8 protein-coding genes are annotated in these 12,606 nt (G+C 52.9%); 1 reads left to right on the top strand and 7 read right to left on the bottom strand.

The window, feature by feature from the left end; all coding sequences use genetic code 11:
- Positions 1-177: 177 nt before the first annotated feature.
- The 6 genes from topA to ACO6UY_RS22935 form a co-directional block, all read right to left on the bottom strand.
- Positions 178-2,820 (bottom strand): type I DNA topoisomerase, encoded by a 2,643-nt coding sequence (gene topA, locus ACO6UY_RS22960; protein ID WP_422448016.1) that lies wholly within the window; start codon positions 2,818-2,820, stop codon positions 178-180.
- Positions 2,821-3,599: 779 nt separating this feature from the next.
- A complete protein-coding gene (locus tag ACO6UY_RS22955; protein ID WP_422491408.1) occupies positions 3,600-5,600 on the bottom strand; it encodes a hypothetical protein in 2,001 nt (666 codons plus the stop codon).
- Positions 5,601-5,839: 239 nt separating this feature from the next.
- A complete protein-coding gene (locus tag ACO6UY_RS22950; RefSeq protein WP_422491407.1) occupies positions 5,840-7,345 on the bottom strand; it encodes an FAD-dependent oxidoreductase in 1,506 nt (501 codons plus the stop codon).
- Between the two features lie 397 nt (positions 7,346-7,742).
- Positions 7,743-8,531, bottom strand: a complete 789-nt coding sequence (locus tag ACO6UY_RS22945) for a hypothetical protein (protein WP_422463588.1) — start codon at positions 8,529-8,531, stop codon at positions 7,743-7,745.
- A gap of 22 nt (positions 8,532-8,553) precedes the next feature.
- Positions 8,554-9,042 carry a hypothetical protein gene (locus ACO6UY_RS22940; RefSeq protein ID WP_422448024.1) on the bottom strand — a complete coding sequence of 163 codons (489 nt, stop codon included), beginning with the start codon at positions 9,040-9,042 and terminating at the stop codon, positions 8,554-8,556.
- On the bottom strand, positions 9,015-9,422 hold the full coding sequence (locus ACO6UY_RS22935) for a hypothetical protein (RefSeq protein WP_422491405.1): 408 nt from the start codon (positions 9,420-9,422) through the stop codon (positions 9,015-9,017). The genes ACO6UY_RS22940 and ACO6UY_RS22935 overlap by 28 nt, the downstream gene beginning before the upstream one ends.
- Positions 9,423-9,876: 454 nt before the next feature.
- Between ACO6UY_RS22935 and ACO6UY_RS22930 the strand changes: the two genes are divergently transcribed.
- Positions 9,877-12,276, top strand: coding sequence for an ankyrin repeat domain-containing protein (locus ACO6UY_RS22930; protein ID WP_422448028.1), 2,400 nt, complete (start codon positions 9,877-9,879; stop codon positions 12,274-12,276).
- 55 nt (positions 12,277-12,331) lie between these two features.
- Here the strand turns inward: ACO6UY_RS22930 and ACO6UY_RS22925 are convergent.
- Positions 12,332-12,606 (bottom strand): hypothetical protein (locus ACO6UY_RS22925; RefSeq protein ID WP_422491404.1); only part of this gene is annotated, 275 nt, incomplete at its 5' end.

Raw genomic sequence — 12,606 nt, 5'->3', positions numbered from 1 at the left:
GAGTTGTAACGAAGCACGACTGCATGGATGCAGGAGCTAGAGCAACGCAGGAGCAGTTGCCGGGAGTGCCTGAACAAGGAGTCAGAAATATGTGATTTCATATGGTTAGCTACTTAACAGCCATAATACAACAGGGCTTCATAGCCCTGTCTCACGAAACTGGGGTTTGAGATCAATCTAACCGGACTGGCGCTTTTTAGACTGCTTTTCATGCCAGCGGCCATCTTCAAATACCGCACTCCAGCCCGTTGCCTTACCATCAAGCTCGGACATAACGTACTGCTGTTTGGTCTTACGGCTGTAACGAATAATTGCCGGATTGCCATCAGGGTCCTGACGGGGAGCATCCATCAGATAACCGTATTTAGGGTCGATCATGGCCTGATGGGGCAATAGCTCCGCCACCAGCGGAGCACGGGTCTCTCTGTTCTTGGGAAATTGACTGGCCGCAAGGAACAATCCGGACGCGCCATCCCTGAGCACATAATGGTCATCAACTTTTACGCACTTTAACTCAGGCATGGGCACTGGCTCCATTTTGGGTGGAGCAGGCTCACCACTTTTCAGCAACTTTCTGGTGTTCTTGCATTCACTGTTGGTACAACCAAAATATTTGCCAAAGCGCCCGGTTTTCAACTGCATTTCACTGCCGCACTTATCACAGTCAAGTACGGGGCCATCATAACCTTTTAATTTGTAACTCCCCTTCTCCACCTCAAAGCCGGAACAATCAGGGTTGTTACCACAGACGTGTAACTTTCTCTGCTCATCAATCAGATAGCTTTCCATCGCGGTAGAGCACTTGGGACAACGACGCATGGCTCGCAGGGCATTAACCTCGGCGTATTCATCATCGGCGTCTTCCACCTCTTCACCGGGAACCAGGTTAATCGTCGTTTTACAGCGTTCCTTCGGTGGCAGTGAATAACCGGAACAACCCAGAAACACCCCGGTCGATGCAGTACGAATCATCATGGGTCGATGGCAAGTAGGACACTCTATATCGGTCAGGGAGGGTTCATTTGCGCGCATCCCTCCTTCACTCTGTTCAGCCTGGGTTAACTGAAGGGTAAAGTCGGTATAAAAATCATCAAGAACCTGCTTCCAGTTTTTTTCACCTTCAGCAATATCATCGAGTTTCTCTTCCATTCTTGCCGTGAAGTGAAAGTCCATGAGCTCATTAAACGACTCATTCAGACGATCAGTGACAATATCGCCCATTTTTTCCGCATAAAAGCGGCGATTCTTCACTGAAACGTAACCACGGTCCTGAATGGTGGAAATAATCGACGCATAGGTCGACGGCCGACCAATACCCTGTTTCTCCAACTCCTTGACCAGTGCCGCTTCGCTGAAACGGGCCGGTGGGCGGGTGAACAGCTGTTTGGGGTCCAGTTTTTCCAGGGTCAGGGCTACCCCTTTTTGCAGATCCGGCAGAATCACATCTTCGCCTTTTCTGGCCAGAGGCTTTTGCACCCGGGTATAGCCATCAAACTTCAATGTCCGTCCCCTGGCTTTGAGCTGATAGCCGTTAACGTCGACGACCAGAGACGTACTGAGATACTCAGCAGGCGTCATCTGACAGGCAACGAACTGACGCCAGATCAAATCGTACAAACGCTCCGCATCCCGCTCCATTCCAGACAGATCATCAGGCTTTAACGTAACACTGGATGGTCGAATCGCTTCGTGAGCTTCCTGGGCACCTTGCTTGCTGCTGTACAGATTTGGCTGCTCCGGACAGTATTGATCACCATACTGTTTGGCAATAAAGGACCGGGCACTGGCAACCGCATCCTGACTCAGATTGGTGGAGTCGGTACGCATGTAGGTGATGTAACCCGCCTCATACAGGCGCTGCGCCAGCATCATGGTTTTCTTGACACTGAAACCCAGGCGCGTGCTGGCCGACTGCTGCAGTGTTGATGTGATAAAAGGTGCCGAAGGCTTGCTCTGGGTTGGCTTATCTTCCCGGCTGGTCAGAGCGTATTGACCCTGCTGTAACTGAGCCAGGGCTTTATCCGTTTCCGCCTTGCCTGTTGGCCTGAAATTTACCCCGTTCTCTTTCACCACCTGAAAACGGACGGCATCACTCCCGGCAGCCTGGAGATCGGCATAAACTTCCCAGTACTCTTCAGGAATAAAACTGCGAATTTCCCGCTCACGCTCCACCACCAGCTTGACAGCAACGGATTGAACACGCCCGGCAGAGAGCCCACGGGCAATTTTTGCCCAAAGCAGCGGGGAAACCATGTAACCAACCACCCGATCCAGAAACCGGCGGGCCTGTTGAGCGTCAACCCGATCCTGATTTAACTGCCCGGGGGATTCAAACGCAGACTGGATGGCTTTCTTGGTAATTTCGTTAAAGACAACACGGCGATAGCGCTCCGGGCTACCACCAATGGCCTGCTGCAAATGCCAGGCAATGGCTTCTCCCTCACGGTCCAAATCCGTTGCCAGATAAATGGTGTCAGCGTTTTCTGCCAGACGGGCAAGTTCGTCAACGACTTTTTCCTTGCCCGGCAAAATCTGGTATTGCGCTTCCCAGCCATTATCGGGGTTGATCCCCATACGGTCGATCAACTGCTCACGGGCCTTGATTTTCTTGCGGCGCTCACGCTCCTCAGGTGAGAGCTTTTTAGTCTCGGCAGCTGCCCTGGCCCTGGCCTTGGCATCCACGGTTTTCTTCGGCCCACCCGCTGTTGGCAAATCCCGAATGTGACCCACACTGGATTTGACAACAAAGTCTTTGCCCAAATATTTGTTGATCGTTTTCGCCTTTGCAGGCGACTCCACAATAACTAGCGATTTACCCATGCTGCCTTACACGTCCTGTCATCTGTTCCAATGTTCTGGCTGGTCAGATCTGTGAGCAGATAAATCGCCCATCATACTCAATAATCAGACCTGCTGAAATAGAGTCTACTCGCCAGAACAAGAAAAGCCGGGATAGAAATTGCTTCAATATATAAGGCGAAGTCAATAATCGGTCAAGGAAAACCATCAACCTCGTTCCCGTAAAGGAGTGGGTTATTTTCCTGTATGATCCGGTACAGAGCCTTATTTCCAGTACCTTAAAGCCACTTTCCGACTCGAATATTCTGGTCACATTTCCTCCGGGCAACTCAGCACTCAAACACCTGTAACAAAATCAGGCTGCCTGACTTACCCATCACTTTTTTATGCAAACCAGCCATGCGAACCAGCATATTTTCATGGTAATCAGTAACGGCTGAAACCCTTAAACGCTTAACACGGTTTTACCTGTTAACTCAACCATAACTATTCAAAAGCCTGATTTCCGTTTGAAAATCATCCGGATAAAGCAAGCCTGCCCCAGTCATTTTCGATTGGCCATACAATCAGTTTTGTAAATATAACCCGCTGACAAAAAAGCCCGGAAAAATCGGGTTACCGGAGTAGGAAGTGATTTGTTGCTATAACAGCTTGTGTAATCGCACTTGTCCTGGCTGCATTAATCATCAGGCTATAAAGCGGTACTCATTCTGCGGGGATTGCAAGAGTCAACATCTTCATATTCGCCAACATCTTCATTTATGTGTTCATGACAGGGCATCACCTGTTCCCGGAGTTCCTCATAAAACGGGGCCCCTTGCCCGTATGGGTGGTTGTTCCGGTAGTAGTGGTTTTTTCAGTCCGAGCGGCTCTTGAGGTGGCCTTCCGGATCGTTGTTCACCGGCAGGTTCCCCTCTTGCCTCTCCCCTGAAGGTTTCTATCATCGGTTTATCAACCTCCTCCTGTACCGCAGTATTATTGATTGTCACCAATTCCTGCAGGTCATCCGCATCGGCGGGGGATGACCTGCGGTGATAATGACGATAGATGTACACCCCTGCCACACCAGCAACCACAAAGGCTGCAGCCCCCAGGGCGATACCGGCTATTGCGCCGGTACTCAGGGTAGCCGCCAGCGGTGTACTGGTGGGCACTGCCATGGTGGTCCCCGACAGGCCGGAAAAGTTCATGGCGGGGCTTGATATCGTCGCATGCGGTGCCGCACTGGTGGGCAGTGCCATAGTGGTCCCCAGCAGGCCGGAAACGTTCATGGCGGGGTTTGATAACGTCGCCTGCGGTGCCGCACTGGTGGGCAGTGTCATGATGCTGGCCCCCGACAGGCCGGAAATGTTCATGGCGGGGTTTGATACCGTCGCCTGCGGTGCCGCACTGGTGGGCAGTGCCATGGTGGTTCCCGACAGGCCGGAAGAGACAAGGTTGCATAACTCCACCCGCTCATCCGAGCCATCGTAGCAATTGTCTATACCATCACATATCAAAGCGGTAACACATTCGTTATCATCGCAGAGAAAGTTATGTCCCCGCTCAATACAGTCAGCCAGTGTGCAGTTCTCATCGGAGCCATCATCACAATCAATATACCCATCACATTGCCAACCGGCGCTAATACAGCGGCTGTCGTCGCATAAAAAGGTACGGTTCAGCCTATCACAGTCAGCTAGTGTGCAGTTCTCATCGGAGCCATCCTCACACTCCGCATCCCCATCACATTGCAAAGCGTCACTAACACATTTTTTGTTATCATCGCAGAGAAAGTTATGTCCCAGCTTAATACAGTCAGCTAGTGTGCAGTTCTCATCGGAGCCATCCTCACACTCTGCCTCCCCATCACATAGCCAACCGGTTCTAATACAGCGGCTGTCGTCGCAGAAAAAGGTACGGTTCAGCTTATCACAGTCAGTTTGTGTGCAGTTCTCATCGGAGCCATCGCCGCAATTTTTCTTCCCATCACATCGCAAATCGGCACTGACACATCTTTTGTTATCGTCGCAGAAAAAGTTACGTTCCAGCCTGTCACAGTCAGCCAGTGTGCAGTTCTCATCGGAACCATCAGCGCAATCGACCTCCCCATCGCATTGATGACCGGCATGAATACATTCGCCGTTGTCACAGGGGAACTCACCATCAGCGCATGCTGCCTTAGGCTCTGTGGTTGGGGCGGGCGTTTTGGTGTGTGCAGGTGTTGTTGCTGATGACCCGCCGACAGCGGAAAGGCTGGCCAGAGCTCCAAGTGCCAGGGCCATGTTTGGCAACTGGCCAGTCCGGGCAGAGGCGGTGGCCGGTGGGCTGGTCGGCTGAGGTGTTTGCTGTGATTTCTTTTTTTTCTTGCCTTTGTCGTTTGTTGGGGAGCCGTCCACCGTACTGTCCGCCCGGCTCTGCCCTGGTGCCAAAGCGGTAGCCGACCCACCAAAAAGATTCCTGAGCCGGGCCGCCGTGGAAAGGGTGACAAAGCCCTCCAGCAGAGTGCTGATCTCCTCTGGCAGCACTGTGTAAGGCGACACCAGCCGGGCACCCAGCGCAACACTCTGGAAAAAACTACTGTTCTGCCCATCGGAACTGCCAATGGTGAACAGTGGACCTTCATCCCCTTGCGCCGACTGCAGCACCCCGGGGGGGTTATAATCAGGATGCAAAGAGTGCAATAACGGGATCACAACGTACTGGGTGGCGACCTTAAACCTTGACCATAGCCCCCCATTTCCCCCTTCCCCTGGCTGAACCGCTACGGACCCGGGAACGGTGGCTGTGCCCGTTGGCTGAATGGTAGTTTGGGATATCAAAGTGATTACCTCGCAAAATAAGGCAAGAATAGGCAAGACTCAGACGGTGAAAAGAACCGTTTGAATTATCAGTGGAAATTTTAGAGCCTTGTTGAAACTTTAAACAGAACAAAGCCACTGCCAAGAACCGTAGCCGTTAGCAGCTTCAAGGTACTCCCTGCATTGCAAGGCACAAAGAAGGGAGCATAGCCTTAGCTATGGACCGGAGTTGTAACGCCGCAGAGTGACTGTCCAATTGGTCAGAAAATACGAGATATGATTTGTTTGATTAAAAAGGGTATGTTCAGCGGAAATGAGCTGGCTTTTCTGGGTGTGAATGGAATTGCCAAATCTTTCACATCCTTATCCGCGTTTTTCAAACCCTCGGCAAAGAAAAAATTGGGTGTCTCTTTTGCATCACCAATAGCTTCACTCTTGCCAAAAGGGAGTGCCACGGAAGGTTGTGCCAGCTTTTGTTTCTCTACAGTGAAAATGGCATGGCTCAAGTTCTCCTTTTTTGACCCTCGTGCGGTATGGCTGTCGGTATCGACGTAGGTTGGTGCCATCAGGCAAGCCCGCCTCGTCGGAGTCACTGTCGCTGCACAAATCAGTGCATTCCACTCAAGCTGTTGTTCGGGTTTGAGGTTTGTGGGGCACTGTCCGGAAATCCACAATTTCTCAGAGTTGGCATGGGATAAGAAAATGTAGCACTGAGGGTAATAGTTGCTGCTCCATCCCAGCTTCTTGAATTCAGGCAACAGGTCAGCAGGTATTTTTTCCTTGGCCTTGAGGAGGGCACCGGTTTTGATCTCTGCCCAGCTTGGATGATGGATATAGGCGCATTGGCATCTGCCGCTAAAAGGGGTATTGACCGTTATTTTTTCCAGGCTGGCCCCCAATTCTTGTAACGATTGGCGCGATGTTCCATGCACGCCATCGGCATGAATAATTGAATCGAAAGCAATACGCCCCGATGGTTGTAAATCCATGGTTTGAATCCATGGGTTAAAAGAACCGGCTCTGGCTTGATGCTTGATATCTATCAAATCCGGATATTTTGTTTTCGCGTATTCTATATAGATACGCTGGATAACGTCGGTCTGTAAGTTGATATAGCTGTTGCGCCTTACTTGTTCCCGAATGTTTGCCAGGCTTTTTGGATGCGTTATATCCGATTTCTTTCTGTGAGAAAAAACGTATCCCGGGCCGTGAGTGCTTTCCAGAGCGTCCAACATCTGATTAATTGCATAAGTTGCTTCTGGCCCTAAAGCCATAACGCTTGAGCGGATATCCCACTCCTCTTCATTGCGGCCTTCACACAGACAAACCTTGTGACCTTTCCTTGCCAGCTCTACCGCTGCCATCAATCCTGTCGGACCGGCACCGGCCACTACCGCATCATAATGGGGAATTTTCTCCTTGCTTAACAATTTGGCTCTTTGCTGAGCTAATGATGCCCGTTGCTCACCGATAAGAGCGTTACTTTCGTGAAGCTGTTTAACCTTCTCGCCCAGCTGATCCAATGATTTAATTGTTTTATCGGCTTTGAGGATCTTAATCTTTTTCTGCTGAATGTTTTTGGGTTCAAGACTTGATAGATTATTGTTTTTTTGAGTCGTTAAACTGCTGGTCTGGTTATTATTAGATCGGGCAATTTTTCGGCCAAATCGTAGAAAGCTGAAATTGAATCGGGACTTCTTGGCAGGCTGTTCAGAGCGTGGTGCTGTTGTTGTGGGAGGTGTTGGTCTTTTATCTGATGGAATCAAAGTCCCCATGTGCCATCTCTCAAGAGTTGTTTTTATCGATATGTTGGCGTAATAAACAGTTTAATCGGCATGTCATAGGAAAAATGGTGGTTCAGGCATAAAAAATGCCGATCTATGCCACCATTCTCCAGTTTTGCTACCTCTGCCAAAGCGAGCCTGTCAAAGCCTGTGCTGCTGTTTTGCATGAGTGTTAACGACCCGTTGCTTCCATGGCAATAAGGAATAGTCCTTGAATAATTTCCACATTTCGGAGCCTCCAAACTCCGTTCGTCCTGAGTGCTGAGCTTGTCGAAGCATCGAAGGGCGTTAACTCCGAAGCATGATAGATCGTGCCTGGCACCCTTCGACTCCGCTCAGGGTGAACGGAGATTGTGCATATCAAACTCATTGAAATGATCTACTTTACAGCGGTTCTTATTCTGCGGAGATTGCGAGTTTCAATCTCTTCATATGCCTGCCCCACAGTATTGATGGCCACCAACTCCTGCGGGTCATCGGCAGCGGATGACCCGCGGCAATAACGACGATAAATGTACCTCCCTAACTCCACGCCTGCCACCGCAAAGGCAGCAGTCCCCAGGGCGATACCGACTACTACGCCGGTACTCAGGGTAGCCGCCAGTGGTGCTGCCGTGGTGGGCAGCGTCATGGTGGCCCCCGGCAGGCCGGTTAAGTTCATGGTGGAGTCCGCTACCGTCGGTGCCGGTGTGGCCGGTAATGGCTCCCTGGCTACGCCTGAAGAGTAACCTGTGCTCCTGGCAAAACTGTTCATCTGCGTAGTATCGGCAACCACGGCCCCGCGCCTTGTGGCGACTGTTGGCACTGTAGCGGCTGTTGTCGCTGTAGCGGCATTTACCGGGCAAGCATCACTGTACGAAACATCCAGCGCATCGTACGAAAAATCCAACGCATCCAGAAATTCAGTTCTCAAAGAGCAATCGGCTGTTAACACACGCAGGTCTGCTTTTTGGCAAAGAAGCTGATCATTGGAGATAGAAGAATTCCCCTCTTTAATGCCATTGACATAGCTGTTCACCGCCGTGGTGTTGGCAACCGTTCCACTACCCCCCCCCCCGATGCCGGCGTCTGCCCTGTCACCCGTGGTATTGACCCTGCTGTTCACCGCCGTGGTGTTGGCAACCGTTCCTCCACGGTACCCCCCCCGATGCCGGCGTCTGCATTCCAACCCGAGGTTTCGACCGTGCTGTTCACCGCCGTGGTGTTGGCAACCGTTCCGGAAACCTGCCCCCCCCGATGCCGGCGTCTGCATTTTTACCCAAGGTGAAAATATGAACATTTTCGGCCCAGATATCACTGACTGTGCCATTAACATCAACAACACAGGCTGCTAACCCAGCCACCTCCTTGGAATTTATATTGGCACCAGTAAAGTGAAGGTGATGGATGCGGCCTTGTTTCAGAGTGTCAACAAAACATTTAGACAGGTTGCTGATGGTACGGCACTGCCCATCGTACTCCCCGGTAAACGGATCGTTCTTATTACCAATGGACTGGTTTAGCTGGCTACCATCAATATCCGCCGTCTGCCGGTAAGTGCCATTCAGTGGATAGTCCGGATCACGGCCAATCTTGCCCAGGGTTGTGGCATTCGGCACCTTAATCCACCCTTCGGTTTTACTGCCGGATGGGGATGCAGCCGCCGCAGCGGTCAGGCCAGACAGGGCACCCAGTGCCACGGCAGCGTTCGGTAGCTGGCCAAGGCCGACGGAGGCGCTGGCCGGTAGGCTGGTGCGTTGTGGTGTTTGCTGCGGTTTCTTTTTTTCCTGCCTTTGTCGTTTGTTGGCGAGCCGTCCACCGGGCTGTCTGCCTGGCTCTGCCCTGGTGGCAAACCTTTAGTCGCACCAAAAAGATCCCTGAGCCGGGTCGCTGAGGAAAGCGTGATAAAACCCCGCAGCATCGTGCCGATCTCCGCTGGCAGCACCGTATAAGGCGACACCAGTCGGGCACCCAGCGCAACACCCTCGAAAAAGCTACTGTCCTTCCCACCGGGGCTGCCAAAAGTGAAGGCCGGACCTTTATCCGGTTGCACCGACGACTGCATCTTGGGGGGGTACATAATCAGGATCCCAGGACTGCCAAAATGGAATAAAACCATCCCAGAAAGCGACCCTCATCCCTGCCCATACGCCCCATTTCTCCCCTGGCTGAACCGGTATGGAGCCCGAGGCAGTGGCTGCGCCTGTTAACTGAACAGTAGGTTGAGATATCAACGTTATTCCCTCGCAAAATAAGGGCAAGGGTAGACAAGGCACAGGCGATGCAAGGAACCGTTTGAATTATTGGTAACGGGCAATGGGCAAGAAATCTTATAAAACAGGAAAAAAGCCGGGAATATAGTTTGAGGTAATAGTTACGTTCTATTTATTTCGTACCCGGGAACTTTCCAGTTTATTTAATGCCTTTACTCAAACTCTTGATTTTCTGATTCAATACCTTCTGATGCTATGAAAACCATTGATAGCACCCCAGCGACTACCCCCCCCGTATGCAGCATTTGCCATGAAAGCAGTATGGGCAAGTCAGGACCAAGGGAGATGGTCACCACCGCCTGTCATCACCGTTTTCACTTGCGGTGCATTACCAACTGGCTTGATGAACAACCACTGCATGGACGGCACTGCTATGTCTGTCAGCAACCGGTAATACCGCTGATTCGTCAGGCTCCGGTGGGATATCGGTTGCCCAACAAATATTGCGAGGCAGCGCCGGTCCAGGCTTGCACGATCGGTGATCTCGAGACCCTCCAGACGTTTCTGAAATCCTGTCCGGATATTGTGCAGCAGTCCTTCAAGTCGCAGGTTACCGGTAACAACGTGTTCTTGCTGTTTGTCGCCGTCAGCCATGGCCATGAGAAGATTGTCAAAACCCTGGTGGCCGCTGGGGCAAACCCCAATATCTCCGGTGAGGACTGTGCTCCACCGCTCTATGTTGCCGCCCTGAAAGGCCATCCCCCTATGGTCCGCCTCCTGCTCAGTCTTGAGGCTGACCCCAACACGGCCTTCCAGTATCGTTCAACTGCACTGCATATTGCCGCCGAAAAAGGGCATGAAGAGGTGGTATTCGCCCTCGCCAGGGGTGGGGCAAATCTCAATGCCGTCCTGAAGCGCGGAGAAACGCCCCTGTTTCTGGCCGCCCGCGCAGGCCATGTAAAGGTGGTTGCCATGTTGCTCGAGTGTGGGGCCGTTCCCGATGCCTGCTGCAAGGATGGCTCAACGCCCCTGTATATTGCCGCCCGGGAAGGCCGGGAAGCCTGTGTACAAGTGCTGCTGGCTAACGGCGGATCTCCTGGCCAGGCCAGCAAGAGTGGCTGGACCCCACTGCTTATCTCTGCCCACCAGGGACATGCAACCATCGCACAACTATTGCTGGATGCCGGGGTTCATCCCAATAAGGCTCTGAAGGACGGAACCACCCCACTCCATCTTGCTGCTCGCCATGGCCACAGGCTGTGTTTGCAGACCCTGCTCGGCGATCCCCGGACTGATCCAAATGCGGCCACCCATGATGATGATTGGACGGCACTGCACATGGCCGCCAGCAGTGGTTGTGAAACCTGTTTGCAACTGTTGGCTGAGGATGCCCGGACCCGGCTCAATGGGATCTGTGAAGATGGCTATACTGCCTTGCATTTGGCGGCACGGGCTGGCCACCTGGCGATTGTGCTGGCCCTGATCAACAATGCTGCAAACCTTGATGCTGCCAGTAACGATGGTACTACTGCCCTGCACCTTGCTGCCCAGTACGGCCACGCCAGTATCGTCATGGCCCTGGCGGAGAGGCAGGCGAATATTGAGGCCCGATTGGTGACCGGCGAAACTCCCGTATTCATCGCCGCCCAGTATGGCAGCCTGCGGTGCCTGGTAACCCTGATCAAGGCCGGGGCAGATATCCATGTTGCCCGGAATAACGGCGAAACACCGCTATTCAGTGCCGTCCAGCAGGGACTTTTTCCGATCGTCGAGCATCTGATTGCCATTGGGGCGAGAGTTAACTTTACCGCCATGGACGGTTTGACGCCTTTACACATCGCGGCAGAGGGTGGCTTCCGGGATATCGCAGGGGCCCTGATAACCAAAGGTGCCGATCCCGGGGCAGTTTCTGACAACGGCTTAACGCCGCTGCATGTGGCCGCCCGGCATGGCAAACTGAGCGTCCTGCAGGTTCTGCTGGCAGACAGCAGGGCAAATACTTTTATCAATGCGGCCCTGAACAATGGCAAAACCGCGCTGTACATTGCCACACTTAAAGGCTTTGAGGCCATCGCCCAGGCCCTGCTCGAGGCCGGGGCTAATCCCGGCATTGCCCACAACAATGGCCTGACACCCTTGCATCTGGCCGCCAGTGCTGGCCATGAGAGGATTGTGGAAGCGCTGATTGCTGCCAATACGGACATCAATGCCCGACTGAGCACCGGTGAAACGCCCCTTTACCTGGCGGCCCAGGAAGGTAGAGTCAAGATCGTCCAATACCTGATCAGGCAGAAGGCCGAACTTGACCTTACCAGTAGCGATGGCTGGGCAGCCCTGCATATTGCCGCAAAACGTGGCCACCTGCCCATTGTCACCCGCCTGTCCAATGGCTGGGCAAACATCAACCTGGCCACTGAAGATGGCTCAACGGCCCTGCACCTGGCAGTAGAAACGGAGAACAAGGCCATTGTGAAATTTCTGCTGGACAACGGCGCGGATACCAATATCGCCCGCCAGAGTGGCAAGACCCCCCTGCTCAGTGCCGTCCTCAAGGGGTCTGAGAGTTCCGTGCTGGAATTGCTGACAAAAGGCGCAAACCCCAACCTCGCCGACCGCAACGGCACCAGCCCCCTTGATCTGGCCTGTCATCAGGGCAACCAGCCGATCATAAAAATACTGCGTAAGGCCGGGGCAAAAAAACATAATTGCCCCGTTCAGTAACCGTGCCGGTTTTTTCAGCCCGGGCGGCTTTGGAGGAGAGGTTTCGGAGCGTGGTTCACTGACAGGTTCCTCTTGCCTCTTTACTGACGGCTTCTATCATCGACTGGGCACCCGCCTCCTCTGCCTGCCCCACAGTATTGATGGCCACCAACTCCTGCGAGTCATCGGCAGCGGCAGGGGATGACCCGCGGCAATAATGACGATAAATGTACCTCCCTGCCACCACCCCTGCCACCACAAAGGCGGCCGCAGCCCCCAGGGCGATATCGGCTACTGCGCCAGTACTCAGGGTAGCCGCCAGCGGTGCCGCCGTGGTGGGCAGCATCATGG

The sequence above is a fragment of the Endozoicomonas sp. ALE010 genome, from assembly GCF_049310165.1.
In the GTDB taxonomy this organism is placed as follows: Bacteria; Pseudomonadota; Gammaproteobacteria; order Pseudomonadales; family Endozoicomonadaceae; genus Endozoicomonas.
This window is presented reverse-complemented; position numbering and strand designations above follow the sequence as displayed.